General features: G+C 40.0%; 7 protein-coding genes. 5 read left to right on the plus strand and 2 right to left on the minus strand.

Features of this window, described 5'->3' with window-relative positions:
- Window positions 1-2: 2 nt before the first annotated feature.
- Window positions 3-1,349: a glycoside hydrolase family 2 TIM barrel-domain containing protein gene (locus RCC89_09125; GenBank protein WMJ73324.1), complete on the minus strand. Its 1,347-nt coding sequence runs from the start codon at window positions 1,347-1,349 to the stop codon at window positions 3-5.
- A gap of 58 nt (window positions 1,350-1,407) precedes the next feature.
- Between RCC89_09125 and RCC89_09130 the strand changes: the two genes are divergently transcribed.
- Entirely contained in the window at window positions 1,408-5,349 is a 3,942-nt protein-coding gene (locus tag RCC89_09130; protein ID WMJ73325.1) for a glycosyltransferase, read from the plus strand.
- A 368-nt stretch (window positions 5,350-5,717) separates the two neighbouring features.
- Here the strand turns inward: RCC89_09130 and RCC89_09135 are convergent, their stop codons facing one another.
- Complete coding sequence (locus RCC89_09135) at window positions 5,718-6,602, minus strand: glycosyltransferase family 2 protein (GenBank protein WMJ73326.1); 885 nt, start codon at window positions 6,600-6,602, stop codon at window positions 5,718-5,720.
- A gap of 273 nt (window positions 6,603-6,875) precedes the next feature.
- On the opposite strand from RCC89_09135, the gene RCC89_09140 reads away from it, so the two are divergent.
- The 4 genes from RCC89_09140 to RCC89_09155 all read left to right on the plus strand — a co-directional run bounded on the left by RCC89_09140 (window position 6,876) and on the right by RCC89_09155 (window position 17,514).
- Window positions 6,876-8,483, plus strand: coding sequence for a right-handed parallel beta-helix repeat-containing protein (locus tag RCC89_09140; GenBank protein WMJ73327.1), 1,608 nt, complete (start codon window positions 6,876-6,878; stop codon window positions 8,481-8,483).
- A gap of 12 nt (window positions 8,484-8,495) precedes the next feature.
- The gene (locus tag RCC89_09145) at window positions 8,496-9,155 is read left to right on the plus strand and encodes an acyltransferase (protein WMJ73328.1); all 660 of its coding nucleotides are present in this window, start codon (window positions 8,496-8,498) and stop codon (window positions 9,153-9,155) included.
- Complete coding sequence (locus RCC89_09150) at window positions 9,152-10,354, plus strand: glycosyltransferase family 2 protein (protein WMJ73329.1); 1,203 nt, start codon at window positions 9,152-9,154, stop codon at window positions 10,352-10,354. Before RCC89_09145 ends, RCC89_09150 begins: the two co-directional genes overlap by 4 nt.
- 494 nt (window positions 10,355-10,848) lie before the next feature.
- Window positions 10,849-17,514 (plus strand): Ig-like domain-containing protein, encoded by a 6,666-nt coding sequence (locus RCC89_09155; protein ID WMJ73330.1) that lies wholly within the window; start codon window positions 10,849-10,851, stop codon window positions 17,512-17,514.
- The last annotated feature ends 104 nt before the right edge of the window (window positions 17,515-17,618 follow it).

The raw sequence follows: 17,618 nt of genomic DNA on the forward strand, positions 1-17,618 counted from the left end.
TCTTAGTGGTGTTTTGTTATTTGGTTTTCATATTCAAGCACATAAAAGGGGAAATTTCCTGTAGCAAAACCACCTTCTTTATTATAAATGTAACAATATGCGCGATAAGCACCCTCTTCTTTAGGAGCTGTAAACCTTGTTTTGTAGAGTCCTTTACCTTTGGTGGCAAAGACAGGCGGTGCTACTTTTTCTTTTTCTCCCCAGTAGCTAATGGCTTCGTTTTCAGGTTTTATTTCCCAAATGACTTCAAAGTTTTCATCTTTTAAGGTATCTACCACAGCTTCTAACTGGTACTTTTTTTCTGCTGTTATAAAAACATTTTCGTTAGGGGCTTGCCCATCTAAAGTAACTTTTTGAAGTTTAGGAATAGAGTGGAAAGGTTGATTTTCACCTGTCCATAAATAGTGCATGGCCAGTACTGTTTCTGAATGGTTGCCATCGGGGTCAAACATGCTAAACCAAGTAGCAGTTTTTTCTTGTTTAAATCCCCAATAAAATACGTAAGAGCCTATACACTGGTCTTTTTCTGGAGCAATAAAACTTTCATACCTCTCTTTGAGCAACACGGCTTTTTTTGTGCTGGTTTCTTCAAGAGGCATATCCCAGAGGGTGTTTTGTGCTTCCCACCAGCCTGGCGAACCCCATTCCGAAACTATGTAAGGTTTGTTCCAGCCATAGTAGGGGGTGTTTACCTTGCTTTTGAGGCTGTGTAACCCACTAAAGCTATTAAATCCAAGTATGTCTATGTCAGGGCAGTATTTGTTTATATTCCTGATAGTTTTTCGGAAAGGCACTATCATTGTTGATACTGGATGGTCTGGGTCTATGTCATGAATCATTTGGGCCAGGTCGTTGACCGATTCATACATTTTCGGAATATCGCCCTCAAGGTCGCCTGGCATATGTTCTAGTTCATTGCCAAGCGCCCACATTAATACGGCCGGATGGCCTTTTAGTTCATTGACGGTATTTTTTATTCTGTTTTTTTGGTCTTTAACAGCCTTTGGGTCATTGTAGTTAAATCCATGCCTAAGAGGAGAAATATAGAGCCCTACGGTCACAGACAAGCCATGTTTCCATGCGCTGTCAAGAATGGCTTTGGTGTTTTTCTCGCCTCCCCAAGTTCTGATTGAATTGCCACCGTAAGTTTTTATTTTATTGATATGCTGGTGTCCTGCAGCCCCTTTTATATAATAGGGTTTCCCATTTCTGTATAGGGTGTATGTGTCGCCTTCCTTTTTAAAATATACCTTTTTACTTTCCAATGGCTCCTTGTTAGTATTGGTTTCACAAGCAAATACTAAAGGTACAATTACCAAAACAATCAACGTGAAATTTTTTATCGGCATTTCTGTAATACTTTAGTTTTTCAAGATAACCTTTTAGGTAAGGTAGGGTTTACAAATTGTGGAAACTAAATTAAAATGGACCGAGAAACCTGTTATTCGTGCTGAAGCCCCAACACCGGGCCAGCAGTTTGTGTTGCGCGCACTGATTTTTGGTGGTGTGGTTTCAATAGTGGTTTTTCTTGTATGGTTTTTTTCAGAACCCCGTATGGGATATGCGCCGCTTTATTGGCCACTTACTGCCGTAATGGTTTTCAAACTCATTCGAATGATTCATGAATGGTACCATTACTATGATATCAGTATACCTGAAAAACCTGTTCAGGATAAGGATTATAAGGTGGATATGTTGACTACTTTTTGTGAAGGAGAACCTTATGAAATGATAGAAAGGACTTTGATAGCTATGAAAGCAGTCCGCTATCCTCATAAAACCTACCTTTGCGATGAGGCTGACGATCCGTATTTGCGAGAATTCTGTAAACAGCATGATGTTGTTCATGTTACCAGGACAGAAAAAGTCAATGCTAAAGCAGGAAATATCAATAATGCCCTTAAGCAGGCCGACGGCGAAATATGTGTAATACTTGATCCTGATCATGAACCGCACCCAGATTTTCTGCATAGGGTGTTGCCATATTTTGAGGATCCTAAGCTAGGTTATGCTCAATGCGTGCAGGGGTACCATAACCACCGAGAGAGCTTGGTCGCTTTTGGTGCTGCTGAACAGACGTACCATTTCTATGGGCCAATGATGATGGCTATGAACAGTTATGGAACTGCTCAAGCTATTGGCGCTAACTGTACTTTTCGTCGGGCTGCACTTGATTCTATAGGTGGCCATGCTCCGGGACTTGCAGAAGATATGCATACCTCTATGCGCATTCATGCAGAGGGGTGGAAATCCATATATGTGCCTGAAGTACTTTCTAAAGGACAGGTTCCTTCCTCATTGTCTTCTTATTATAAACAGCAGTTAAAATGGTCCAGAGGGACTTTTGACCTGCTGTTTTATGTGCTGCCGTCTTTGTTTTCCAAGTTGACCTGGCGACAAAAACTGCATTACTCTATTTTGCCTTTGTATTTCCTTGGAGGTGTCATGGATATGTTTAATATCTTAATTCCTATCCTTGCTCTTGTGCTTAGTGAATTTCCTTGGCGGGTAGACCTGCTAGAGTTGTCGGCTGTCTTTTTGCCATTGTTGGTTTTTACCTTGCTCATTAGGCAATACAGTCAGCGGTGGTTGATGGAAAAGCATGAAAAAGGGCTTCATCTAACAGGTGGTCTCTTGCGCATTGGGGCTTGGTGGGTCTATACTTTAGGCTTTGTTTATACAATTTTCAAAATCAAAGTACCATATATACCCACACCTAAAGATGATACACCTCAAAATGAGTGGAAATTGGCCATTCCTGGATTTGTCGCATTGTCTCTTTCCTTAGTAGCTATTGTCTATGGATTGAACAGGGACTGGAACCCTTATACTTTCTTTATGGCAGGTTTGGCTTCTGTAAATGTTTTGATTCTTACATTTTCCATGTTGTCAGGTCAGCAAAAGCTTATGCTGCAGATTAGGGACTTCTTTGCAGGTACTGAAAAATCTGAAGCTGTTACAAGACCAGTTAGGGTTTGGTTATGGCACATTCGTTATGGTTTTTACGATCTGTTAAGGTTTGCCTCTCCTGTTTTTGCTATAGCTGTAGTGATTGGGGTAGGGGGATACTTTTATTTATACGAAAAAGAAACTCCTATGACTGTGTTCAAGAAAAAGTTGAAGGATACAGGAGGTTTCTTTACAGGTGTTTATATGCCAGAAGTATATACAAAAAACGCTTATAATCATGAACCAATTGCTGCGCTTGAGAATGAATTTCAGACAAAGTTCTCCTTGGTCTCTTTGACGCATAAATGGGTTAAAGGAGAACATATTGGGTTTTCAGATACTCCTTTAAAATTAATAAGTGATGGCGGAGGTTACCCTTTTGTTACATTAGAACCTTGGCCAGACTCTTTAGCTTTAAATAAAGGGGGTGAAATTTTTAAAGAAATTCACGAAGGGAAGCATGATAAGCATATTGAGGAATATGCCCGCGCTGTACAAGAACTGGGGAGCCCATTGTTTATCAGGTTTGCGCCAGCACCTGACAACCCTTTAAAGGTTTGGTCAGAAAAGTATGGCTGTACTTCGGAGGACTATATAAAAGCCTGGAGGTATGTTGTAAGCTTGTTTCATAGACAAGGAGCTTCTAATGTTGCCTGGGTGTGGGACATACGTGACAATCAAAAGTTGTATAAGTATTGGCCAGGGAAGAAGTATGTGGACTGGGTAGGGGTGAGCTGCTTAAACTATGGTGTTGCATTTGCAGGACAAGACTGGAAAAAATTTAATGATTTGTACCAGCCTTTCCGGTCTAAGATTTTAGAACACGATGAAATTAGAAGTAAGCCTGTACTGTTGACAGAGTTCGGATCTACTAGCCTTGGCGGTGACCAGATGGCCTGGATGGAAGATGCCTTTGATAAAATTATCCATAAATATGCAGAGGTCAAAGGGTTGGTGTTTTATTACAGTAGGCAAGACAAATGTTGGATGTCTGAATGGAAATCGGATAGTAACTACGTTTGTGTAGATTGGACTTTTAAGAAACTTGATAAAGTCGAACCCAAGTTTAGAAAAGTTATTTTGCCTAAAAAAGAAAATGCAGCTCCTGGTTTCTTAAGGTTGATTTCTGATAAAGGTGGAGAAAAAGCCCCTGATGCGAAAAGGAGTGATGCGATTAAGAAAGTTGACGGTTCGTTCCAGTTTAATGTTGATGATAAACCTTATTACATCAGAGGTGTGGTGTATAATACAGGAGACTTCTGGGAAAAAGGCCATCTTCCCCTTACAAGGAGTATTTTGTCGGCCGACCTGAGACGGATAAAGGAAATGGGGGCTAACACCATCAGGCGTTATGATCAAAATATATATGATGTAAATGTGCTTAATATTGCAGATGAAGAAGACCTTAAGGTTATCTATGGTATTTCTTTAAACCCTGCAACAGATTATTTGAAAGATTCTGTGGCAAAGAAAAAGTCCTTAAAAAGAGTACGCTCTATAGTAGATAGGTATAAGGACAAAGATGCGGTATTGGCGTGGACAATAGGAGGGCCTGTGTGGAATGAACTTGAAAAAAGTTATCAAAAGCCATACTTGTATTTGGTACGGAAAGCATATACTTCATTTGTGGAAGAGGTAATTCAAGAGATTCGGAAAATAGACCCTGATAGGCCAGTTATGGTTGTGCTTAATCAAAGTCCAGAACTTCCTGCTGCACTTATCGAGTTTCGAGAGAGTTTGCCTTCTGCTGATATTATAGGGTTAAATGCTTACGATGAACATTATATGGCATCTATGTCTGGGTTGATGGAAGAGCATGACCCTGATAGACCATATGTTTTCTCTGAGTTCGGACCTCAGCCGTATGAGCTTACTGACGATAATGACGCTTATGTGTATGAAGAAGATGCCGATTTTTATAAAGGTGATCGGTACTTCTGGAAGTGGGTTAAACATATTGATCTAAAGAAAGGAGAAAATCTAGGTGGGTTAGCTTTTTGCTGGAAAGACCTTAATAAAGGAATTGCCACCTGGTTTGGTATGGCTGATTATAAAGGAAGGCTCAAACCTCCTTATTATAGTTTGAAGAAAGTATGGACGGGAGAAGATATTCCTGTTGACTTTCCTGAAATCTATATAGAGGGGCAGGACGGAGGTTTTGTTCGAGGAGGGAAAAGCACCTTTAATTTATCTTATATAACCGAATCCGATGATTTTACTAAAACAGAGTGGTATTTTAGTCCAGAAGCTAGGTTTAGTGGTGAAAGTTTAATTGCCGAAGGTGTAGACGAAGTAGAAGTTACTCTTCCTGACGAACCGGGGCGTTACCGCTTATATGTATTTGTCCTCGATAGTGAAGATAATGTAGTGACTGAATCTAAGCTTGTTCATATCAGATAGTTTTAGATAATGGTTTTTATAAGAAAAGGCTGTCTTTAGGCAGCCTTTTCTTTTTGGTATTCTTGATTAGAATGTAAAGCGCATAATAGGATTTTACAGAGATAGTTATACCTCTTATATTTCTAGGTGGTTTTGCCAGAAATTAGATTATTGTTCAACCTGAATTATGTGATAGAGTTTTATTTTGTCATGAGGAGCAGAATAACAAAGAATCATTATTTTTGCCCGGCTTCAGGTTAAAATAAAAGGGCGGAATATTGGTGTTTTGAGACGGAGGCTTCTATAGAACCTTGGAAAATATATGGGGCAATCTATTTGGCGTGTGTAAAAGTTCTACTCGGTAAAAAAAGCTGTCTCAAGGACAGCTTTTAGTAATGGATTTCTTCCGGTTGCTTTTCTTTGCTAAAGTCTTTAGGCTTTAAATAAACCCCAATCCTTTTTACTTCCTTCTTTACCCGGTTTTTAAATGCTTTACCCAAACTTCCGTCCATCATCAATCTTCTGTCGCTGGTCCAAACCCTAGATTGCTTATTGGTTACTTGTTTAATTTCTCCCATTTTTAATAGGCAAAGCGCCATCCAGCCATCTTCACTTCGTCCTGTAATATGTCTCTGAAGATTATGGTTAAAACCGCCTACCGCCATTCCATCATCTTTTTTGAAGGCAAAGTTATATCCCATTACCTGCACACAAGCTCTATAAATTTTCTTTATTTTGAAAAAGCTTTCTGCAATCATTTCATAAGCTCCTAAAGCTGGCCTGTTATTTCCTGAACTTGGAATAAAAGAATAGGTGCCATAAACACAAGAAACATGGTCAGGTTTCAATGCTTCTACCATTGGATCTGCCCAAGTCGGAGGGTAGATCGTGTCAGAGTCTGCATTTAAGATATATTTTCCCTTGGCAGCTTCTAGGCCTGCTTGTCTGGCATAACTTATTCCTTGGTTTTCAGCAAACGCTGATTTTACCCCACAGCGGTCAATGATCTCTTGGGTTCGGTCTGTAGAATTGTTGTTTGAGACAATAACCTCTGTTTTATACTTAGTATTTAATTCTGATAATGAAGATAATGTTTTTATTAAGTCTTTCTCTTCATTATAAGCTGGAATTACAATTGATACTTCCGGGTCTTCTATATTGAACCTTTCAAGTCCTTTTTTAATCCGGTCAAAAGTTTCCTGAGACACCTGGTCTACACTTTCATAGTCGATATTATGCTTAGAAACCCACTGAGGTACTTTTAATCTTAACATATCTTTCCGTTTTATCCAACAACACTTTTCAAACATCACATAAATTTAACCTAGTGGTGTCTTAATTTGTTTTTGTAGTACCGTTAATAAACTGTATTGCGCATAATATATGTGTAGTTATTACAGAGTAATCTGCCACGCCCTTGCCCCTTCAGTGTTTGTTGATTTGTGAGGGGTGTTATAATTTGATTTGAAGGTTTTTATTGTTGCTAAGTAGCGATGTTTATTTAAACGTGGTTAAACAAAAAACATGCAGGATTGCTTTTTATTTATATGAAATGTTTGTATAAGCTATCGGTCATTATATGCCTGTGTATTTCGGGGGTGGCAGTCTATGGGCAACAACAAGATGCTGATGATTGTGACTGTGATCACATTATAGGTACTGATATGCTTTTTGTTGATGGAGAGGATTTGGAGGTAGAGCCTGGTGACGTGGTTTGTGTAATGGCAGGAGAAAGGAGATACCTTGGACTCAGGAATTTCAAGGGTGCAGAAGGGGAGCCTGTTACTATTGTTAATTGTGGTGGAAAGGTTGTGGTTAGAAACTCTGATTGGCATTACGGTATTAGAATCGACAACAGTCAATTTTTTCGATTTACAGGGACTGGAGACCCTTACATAGAATATGGTTTTCATATTGCCGAAGCTTCCGATGATGAAATTGTTGGCTTTAATATAGGGGGGATGTCTTCTGATATGGAAATAGATCATGTTGAAATAGAAAATACTGGCTTTGCTGGCTTAATGACAAAGACAGACCCTGATTGTGAAGGTTCTCCCAACCGTGGGAATTTTGTTCAAAGGAACACCATTATCAGAAACAATTATATTCATGATACTGGTGGTGAAGGTATTTACGTAGGCTTTCCTCACTATACTGGTATTGTGCGGGATTGCGATGGGGAAGAAGTGCGTGTGTTTCCGCATGACCTGGAAGGGGTGATGATTTATGATAACCAGTTAGAAAGCATTAAAAGGGAAGGTATACAGGTGGGATGTGCTGTCGCTAACTGTAATGTTTATAATAACACCATTAAGGGATATGGGTTGAAAAATGAGGAGTGGCAGAATGCGGGCATGCATATTTCTACGGGAACTACAGGTATATTTAGGAACAATTTTATTAAAGATGGAATGGGACCTGGTGTTTGGCTAAACGGTAAAGGTGACAACCTGTTTTACAACAATATTATTGCCGACCCAGGTACAGATGGTTTTCTCTGTCATGATAGTTTGGTAGAAGAGGGTACGGGGTACTATATAATTAATAACACTATAACTAATTGTGGGCGTGATGGTATACATTTTTTAAATGAACACACCAGTACGGGAAATGAATTTATAAATAACATTATAGGTGGGGTGAAAGGTGATTTTTATAAAGTCTTAAATACTGGTGAGTTTCATGAAACTAATAATGTAACCACTCCAGACCAGCGGTTAGTTTATTTTAAAGACCCCCAAGCCAATGACTATAGGCTACAGCCTTTTTCGCCAGGAATAGATGAAGGCAAAGATGTTTCTCACCGTGGTATTGTAGATGACTTTGCTTATGCCCCAAGACCTCAAGGAGAAGCGTATGATGTTGGGGCTTTTGAATCGGAGTATGAAAGACATTCGATAGATTTTATGGTATACCCGGTGCCTGCTACTGATTATTTTCATGCAAACTTTATTAACTATGAAGATGGCTATGTCGGCTTGAATTTGTATGATGAATTGGGGAGGCTGGTAGCTGTGATTCATGATGGGTATATAGAAGCTGGGGTGCACGATATCAGCACATCGGTAACAGTAAATTTAGCTGCTGCAGTGTACTTTCTTGAGCTGCGGCGGGGTGATCATGTAAGGGTAAAAAGGGTAGTGGTGATACATTAAATATTACATTTTATGAATACAGTTGTGAAGAAGATAAAAGAAGATGATAGGTTAAAACAACTTGCATTAATGGCTTTAATGCCTAAAAATCAGGCCAGGCCAAGGAAATGGGTACAGTGGTTTTTGAACCCTGTTTTTCATAAAAAAGGTAAGAATGCGCTTATACGCAAAAGGACAAGGTTGGATCTACTGCCATTTAATCCTTTTAGTTTGGGCAATGATTCAACGATAGAAGACTTTGCCACCATTAATAATGGTATGGGTGCGGTTTCCATTGGCAGTAACTCTAGAATAGGAATATCAGATGTTATAATTGGGCCGGTCACTATTGGGAATCATGTTATTTTAGCTCAGAATGTGGTGGTTTCAGGTCTTAACCATGCATACGAAGACTTGCACACTCCGATATGTAAACAAAAGTGTACAACATCTGAGATTGTTATTGAAGACGAGTCATGGATAGGCGCAAATGCAGTAATCACTTCAGGGGTGACTATAGGCAAGCACTCTGTAGTGGCGGCTGGTAGCGTTGTTACCAAAGATGTGCCTCCATATAGTATAGTAGGCGGAAATCCCGCTAAGGTGATTAAGCAGTACAAGCATGAAACTGGAAATTGGGAAAAAGTGGTTAATCAGAATCTCAATAGTAACTTAAAAGTAGCTCAGCAATGACATTTAATATACTTGAAATATTTTTCTGGGCAGCCATATTTGTCATCTTCTATGCTTATGCCGGTTACGGTGTAGTGCTATATTTGATGGTTAAGGCTAAGAAGTTGTTTCAACGAAACACCTGGCTGCATAAAATTGATGCTGGACATGAGCCTGAAGTGACCTTTGTTGTCCCTTCTTATAATGAGGCGGATATTATAGAAGAAAAGGTTGAAAATTGCCTAAGCTTCAATTACCCCAAAGAAAAACTGAAGGTGGTTTTTATTACAGATGGATCTACAGACGAAACACCTGAGTTGGTAAAGAAATATGAAGACAAAGGGGTGAAACTGCTTCATGAGAATAAAAGAGGGGGGAAGTCTGCTGCAGAAAACCGGGCAATGAAATATGTGGATACACCCATTGTCATCTTTTCAGATGCTAATACTATTCTTCCTGCAGATGCTGTGAAAAACATCGTAAGGCATTATGCTGATCCTAAAGTGGGTGCTGTGTCTGGTGAAAAACGCATTTTGAGCAAAGATAAGGATAATGCCTCTGGCGCTGGTGAAGGTATTTATTGGAAATATGAATCAGCACTGAAAAAGCTTGACTCTGATTTGAATACCATAGTAGGGGCAGCTGGTGAATTGTTCTCATTTAGAAAAGAGCTGTTTACAGAACTTGAGGAAGATACTGTTCTAGATGATTTTATGCTTTCTATGCGCATTGCGTCAAAAGGATATAAAGTTGTTTATGATCCTGAAGCATATGCCATGGAAACCGCGTCGGCATCTGTTAAAGAAGAGTTGAAGCGGAAAATCAGAATTTGTGCGGGAGGATGGCAGTCTATGTCAAGGTTGACTTCCGCTCTTAACCCTATGAAAGATGCCATGCTAAGCTTTCAGTATATATCGCATCGGGTTTTGAGGTGGAGTGTCGTTCCTTTGCTTTTATTTCTGATCTTTCCTATAAACATATACTTGTTTGTGGCGTCAAATGAGCTGTTGTACCAAGTTTTGTTTTATGGGCAGTGTACCTTTTATATTATGGCTATGATGGGGTGGTATTTGAAAAACAGGGAAATCAGCAGTAAGCTCCTGTTTGTGCCTTTTTATTTCTTCATAATGAATTATGCGGTTTTTATGGGGTTCTTTAGATTTATCAGCAAAAAACAAGCAGCAGCTTGGGAACGGGCGCAAAGAAGTCCTGTTACTTAATAATTTACAAGTTTTCTATATATTGCGATAGGCGCATTGGCAACTAACTGTCAATGCGTTTTTTTTGTTTTATGGGTATGAACTGAAGTAGTTTTCTTGAAATATTTCAAGAAAAAATTGTTGTTAGGAATACAATGTGTAAGAATAAAGTAATATTTTTAGTGATATTAATGCAAATGTAAGCAAAAAAGTCAGTAAAAAATTATATTTCGTATTTAAAAATTTATAATATTGGGAAAACAAAAACGAATACGAAAAGTTTAAGTGAATGTTTCATAATCTTTCCTAAATTAATCGCCTATGTAAAAAGATTTCATTTTTGAACTTTTTCCGAAAAGCTGCTTTTGCGGAAGCTTTTTTTTGATTAGGGTAAAAAGTTTAATTAATATCTTTTCGATGATTTTGTCCTGCATTAGGCAGGTGTGTCCGGTGTTGCCGGATATTTGCATTTTATGCAAAAGTTGAAGTTTTAAGTTTAACCTAAAAATTTTTCCATGATTAACAATTACAGAAGTAAAGCCATTAATCGACTGCTTCTGAGCATGGTGTTCCTTTTGAGCACTTTCTTGGTTAAAGCTCAGACGCCGGTAGACCTTAATGGTAAGCTAAAATTAGTTGGCAATCAGCTGAGCAGTGAGTGTGGAAACCCTGTTCAGTTGAGGGGTATGAGTACCCACGGGCCGCAGTGGTATGGCCACTGTGTGACCGAAGAAGCCTTAGATGTCATGCAAAATGACTGGAATGCTAGCATATTCCGTCTTGCCATGTATGTTGAATCCGGAGGTTATTTAGAAGATCCTGAATATTGGAGAAACTGGATTGACCGTTGGGTGGACGAAACAGGAAAGCGTGGTATGTATTGCATGATTGACTGGCATATCTTGTCTGATGGTAACCCATTGACTAATCTAGAACCTGCCAAAGAATTCTGGGAGTACATGTCTTCTAAGCATGCAGGCAAAGATCACGTGCTTTATGAAATTTGTAATGAACCTAACGGCCCTGGCGGGTCTTGGGAGAACACTAAAGCCTACGCTGAAGAAATTATACCTATTATTAGGGCTAATGACCCAGAAACAGTTATTATGGTGGGTACGCCAAACTGGAGCGGAACCCCTTGGGATGTGTTAGGCAACGAATTGGAAGGAGATCTTGCACACAATGTTATGTACTCTTTCCATTTTTATGCTGGTACACACGGCGACCGTTTAGGTGACCTGACAAATACATTGAGCCAAATCCCTATTTTTGCTACAGAATGGGGCGTGAGTGCTGCTTCTGGTGATGGTGGCTTCAACGAAGAAGTTACTAATGCTTATATGGATGTGTTCAATGGTAATAACCCTGACGGTGTTACTGTTAGCTGGTGTAACTGGAGCTGGACGCATAAAGATGAGACATCCGCTGCTTTGTCACCTGGATCTTGTGACAATAATGACTATAGCAACTTAACCGCTTCTGGAGAGCTTGTGCAACGTCACATGAAAAATCCAGAAGATAATTTTATCCCTTGCTCTCCTGAGCCAAATATCCATACCCAACCTTCCGCTCAAATAGTGAGAATAGGCGAAACAGCTACTTTCTCAGTTTCTGCTTCTGGTGAGAGCTTAAGCTATCAGTGGAGAAAAGATGGAGAGGATATTTCTGGGGCTACTAATAGTACTCTGACTATTGAAAATGTAAGTGAGTCTGACTTAGGTTCGTATACAGTTGTTGTTTCTAACAGCTATGACACCATTGAAAGTGAAGCTGCACAATTGAGGGAATGGCAAGAAGGCCCATATCACGGGACACCTACATTGCTTCCAGGACGTGTGCAAGCTCAAGACTATGATATTGGAGGTCAGGATGTTTCTTACTATGACAATACAGAAGGTAACCAAGGTGGTGCCTACAGAGATGATGATGTCGATATAGAAAGAACTTTAGACTCTGAAGGTGGCTACCATGTAGGTTGGATTGAAGAAGGTGAGTGGCTTACTTATACTGTAGAGGTTGAAAAGAGCGGTATTTATAACTTTAGCTTTAGGTTGGCTTCTGATTTTAGTGACAGAAACTTTACTGTTTCATTTGATGATGAAGAAGCTTTTTCTGTTGATGTTCCTAATACAGGTGGATGGCAACAGTTTGAAACAGTTACTGTAGAAGGTGTAGAACTTTCGGCAGGTACACAAGTACTGCGATTGGATATGACTTCTAGTGGTTTTAATCTCAATTACTTTGACGCAGAACTTGTAGAAGAGAATGATGAAGACCCTATCAATGTTGCTCCTGAAGTAGCTATTACTGGCCCTGAAAATAATGCAGCATTTGATGCTGGCGATAATATCACTATTACGGCTGATGCTTCTGATAGTGATGGTGAGGTCGTTTTAGTAGAATTCTTCAACGGAGATGAAAAGTTGGGAGAAACTTCTTCTGCCCCATATTCATTTACTTGGGAGAATGTTGAAGAAGGGACATATACATTGACTGCCGTAGCCCATGATAATGATGGTGCAAGCACTACTTCTGATGAAGTTACTGTGGTAGTTAACCGTGTAAACGTTGCTCCTGAAGTTGCGATTGTATCTCCTGAAGATAATGCAGAGTTTGAAGCTGGAACTAATATTGAAATTACAGCAGAAGCTTCTGATAGTGATGGAGAGGTTGTGCTGGCAGAATTCTTTAGCAATGGAGATAAAATTGGTGAAGCTGATGCAGAGCCGTTTACAGTTACATGGGAAGGTGTAGAAGAAGGTGGTTTTGAACTTACTGCTGTAGCTCATGATAATGATGGAGCTGAAACTACTTCTGATGTTATTTATGTAGTTGTTAACGCGGCACCAGTTAATGAAGCGCCAGAAGTAAGCATCACTTCTCCTGAAGAGGGGGCTATGTTTGCCTTGGGCGATGATATAGTAATTACAGCTGAAGCTAGCGATAGCGATGGCTATGTAGACTATGTAGAGTTTTATAATGGTAATGAAAGACTAGGTGTAGTTCAAAATGCTCCTTTTGTGTATACCTGGAGCAATGCACCGGCTGGTATGTATAACCTCATTGCCATTGCTTATGATAATGATGGAGCGTCAACAGATTCAGAGCCTGTTGCTATCAGTGTAGTTGCTGATGGAGGAGGAAATGATGATGATGATGATGATGATGATCCGGAGGAACCTGAAAATATTGCACCTGAGGTATCTATTGTATCACCGGCTTCTGGTGATGAATTTACAGAAGGAGATGATATTACTGTTGAAGTAAATGCTACAGATGAAGATGGAGAGGTTGTTTTGGTTGAGCTTTTCAATGGAGATGAACTTGTTGCAGAATTGACTGAGGCTCCTTTTGTCTTTACTTTGGAGAATGTAGAAGAAGGTACATATACTTTAGCGGCAGTTGCGCATGACAACGACGGTGACTACACTACTTCTGATGCTGTTACTGTATCTGTGGTAGCTGAAGAAGAAGAACCGGAACCAGAGAATGTCGCACCTGAGGTCTCAATTGTATCTCCAGCTTCTGGCGATGAATTTACAGAAGGAGATGATGTTACTGTTGAGGTAAATGCTACAGATGAGGATGGCGAGGTTGTCTTAGTTGAGCTTTTCAATGGAGATGAACTTGTTGCAGAATTGACTGAGGCTCCTTTTGTCTTTACTTTAGAGAATGTAGAAGAAGGTACTTATACATTGACTGCTGTTGCGCATGACAATGATGGTGCTTATACTACATCTGATGCAGTAGCAATTTCAGTAATTGCTGAAGAAGAAGAGGACGATGATGAAAATATCGCTCCTGAGGTAGCTATTACATCTCCAGTTTCTGGCGATGAGTTCATGGCAGGCGATACTGTAACGGTAGAAATCAACGCTACAGATGAAGATGGAGAAGTGGTTCGCGTTGAATTGTTTAACGGCGATGAGCTTGTTGCGGAATTAACTGAAGAGCCATTTGTTTATACTTGGTATTCTATAGAAGAGGGCGACTATGTATTAACAGCAGTTGCATATGACAATGAAGATGCTTCTACTACTTCTGAAGAAGTGGCATTTAGTGTCGTTGCAGAAGAGGATGAGGAAGATCCTGCTGTACGTCCTGAAGTGGCAATTGTTAGCCCTGAGCATGATCATGAAGTTGAAGCTGGTTCTCCACTTGTCATTGAAGCTGAAGCCTCTGTTAGTGGAGGTGCTATAGATAGAGTTGAATTCTTCTATGGTGACCGCTTAATCGGTGTTGCATACGATGCTCCTTATTCTGTTACTTGGGAGCGTGTTCCTGCTGGCCGTCATGGATTAACAGCAGTTGCATATGACATGGACAGTGTGTCTACAGTGTCTGCTGATATCTGGATTGATGGTGTTCAAACACTTGAAGAAGGTCCTTACGGAGGTATTGCTCATGTAATTCCTGGTACTATAGAAGCTCAAGATTATGATCTTGGAGGAAACGGTGTCGGTTATTATGACCTATCTGAAGGAAACCAAGGTGGTGCTTATAGAAATGATGATGTAGATATCGGATTTAATCCTGAAACTAATATCTATTCTGTTGGATGGGTTGAAGATGGTGAATGGTTGAATTATACAGTAAATGTTGAGTCTTCTGGAGTGTATGACTTCTATTTTAGTGTCTCTACAGATCAGGACGATACACGTTTCGGAATTCTTCTGAACGATGAAACACTTATAGAAAGTGTAACTATCCCTAATACAGGAGGGTGGAACAACTGGGAAAGAGTTAGAGTTAGAGGTGTAGAACTAGAAGCTGGTGAGCATGTACTACAGTTCTTGGTACAGAGCAGTGCTTTCAACTTTAATTACATTGAGGTGAAAGATGGTTCAGATACTGAGCCAAATATTGCTCCTGAGGTTTCTCTTACAAGACCTTCTGACGATGCTGTATTTAACCCAGATGTAAATATCAACCTGCAAGCCGAAGCTTCTGACAGCGATGGTTATGTGTCTAGGGTTCTATTTATGGTAGATGGTGAAGAAGTAGGAGAGACTACTGAAGAGCCTTATACCTTTACATGGGAAAATGTGCCGGCAGGTGTGTATGAAATTACAGCAGTAGCTATCGATAATGAATCTGCCAGCACTACATCTGAAGCAGTTACCATCACTGTACTTGAAGAAGCAACTTCTCTACCATTTGGTGGATCTGCTCATTTGATCCCTGGTAGAATAGAAGCTGAAGATTATGACGAAGGTGGTCAAGGTGTTTCTTATTACGATGGTACTGAAGGAAACCAAGGCGGTGCTTATAGAAATGACAACGTAGATATTGGTTATAATCCTGAAAACGATATTACTTCTGTTGGATGGATTGAAGACGGGGAGTGGCTAAACTATACAGTTAATGTGGATTCTGCTGGTTTGTATGATTTCACATTCAATGTAGCTACTGAGTTTGAAGGAAGAGGTTTTGCAGTTTCTATGGATGGTGAAGAGGTTATTTCTAACGCAGTTGTACCTAACACTAGTGGATGGAACAACTGGACTACTATGACCATTAGAGGTGTAGAATTGGAAGCTGGTGAGCAGGTAATGCAGATCTATATGCACGGTGGAGAGTTTAACCTTGATTATATCCAGATTACTGATGGATCTGAAACATTGCCGAACATTCCACCAACTGTGTCTATTGTTAGACCATCTGGAAGTGCTACTTTCAACCCTGGATCTACTGTAGAAGTAGAAGCTGAAGCTCTTGATGTTGATGGGTTTATTTTCAATGTTGAATTCTTTGTTGATGGTGACCGTGTAGGGGTAGCAGATGCTGAACCTTATGTGTTTACTATCGAAGACCTAGAGCCAGGAACTTATGAAGTTACTGCAAGGGCTCGTGACAACGAAGGTGCAACTACAACCTCTGAAGCCGTAACTATTGAAATTAGAGAATCTCCTGTTTCTCTACCTTTCGGTGGTGTGGCGCATACTATTCCTGGGGTTATTGAAGCACAGGATTATGATGAAGGTGGACAAGAAGTTGCCTACTATGACAGGTCTAGAGGAAATATGGGTGGTGCTTACAGACAGGATAACGTGGATATTGGATTTAATGCTGAAACAGGTATCTATTCTGTAGGCTGGACTGAAGATATGGAGTGGTTAAACTATACAGTAAATGTAGATAGCTCTGGAGTCTATGACTTTATCTTTAGAGTAGCTACCCCTGTTAGTGGTATGGCACTTGCCATAGACATGGATGACAATATTATTATTGACAGAGTTGAAGTACCTAATACAGGTGACTGGAATGCGTGGGACGAAGTAATCGTGCGTGGCGTAGAGCTTACTGAAGGTGAGCAAGTAATGCGCTTGACGTTTATTGGCGGTGATGTTAATATCAATAACATGGAGGTTGTTCCTTCTGATGGCACCGTAGATGACGACGACGATGAGGATCCTATTGATGAAGATCCAACAGATCCAACAGATCCTTCTGAGTGTGTACTTAATGAAACTCCATCTGAGTCTGATTGGATTGTGAGAAACGACTGGTCTGATCAGTATAGCGGAAGCTTTGTATCTAATGATGGTGACGAACTTCTGTTCACTCAGAGAGCTTGGGGACGTCAGTATGCATGGTTGATTGAAACTGGTAAGTCTTTCTCTGTAGAGGAAGGTGAAGAGTTTACCATTACCTTTGATGCAAGAACAGGAGATAATGTTCCTGCGACAAGTGTTCAAGTTGGTTTGGCACTTGGTGCTATGTGGGACAGACCTGACCTTCTTCAAGCTGCTTATGAAGTTAAGGAGTCGGTAACTGGTGAATATGCTACTTATTCTGTTACGTTTGTAGCTGACAAGTCTGGAGAAGTCAACCTAGCGTTAAGGTTTGACTGGGGCGCTCAGCAAAACAGTCAAGTAGAAATTGGTCTTAGAAATGTGGAAATATGTGGTGCGGGCGGATATGAAAAAATGGCCAAAGTTTCAGTAGAGGAAGATATCGACGTTTACCCTAACCCGGTTGTCGATGTAGCCAAAGCTGATATTAAATCAGATGCTGAAGTCACTGTAGTTAGTATGAATGGACAGGTTGTTTATGGTCCTGTACAACACAATGGCATGTCTTTGCTTGACATCGACTTAAGTCAAGTGCCAACAGGTATCTATATACTGAGCGCAAAAACTTCTGATGGTGTTAAAACCAAGAAGTTGATTAAGAGATAATCTCTTGATTGTTTGATATAAAAAAGGGCTGGTCATACGATCAGCCCTTTTTTTATGCGTTCATAGCAATGTGTTTATCTATTGCCATGAACGTGTATTGGTAA

It is taken from the genome of Cytophagaceae bacterium ABcell3 (assembly GCA_030913385.1).
GTDB lineage: Bacteria > Bacteroidota > Bacteroidia > Cytophagales > Cytophagaceae > ABcell3.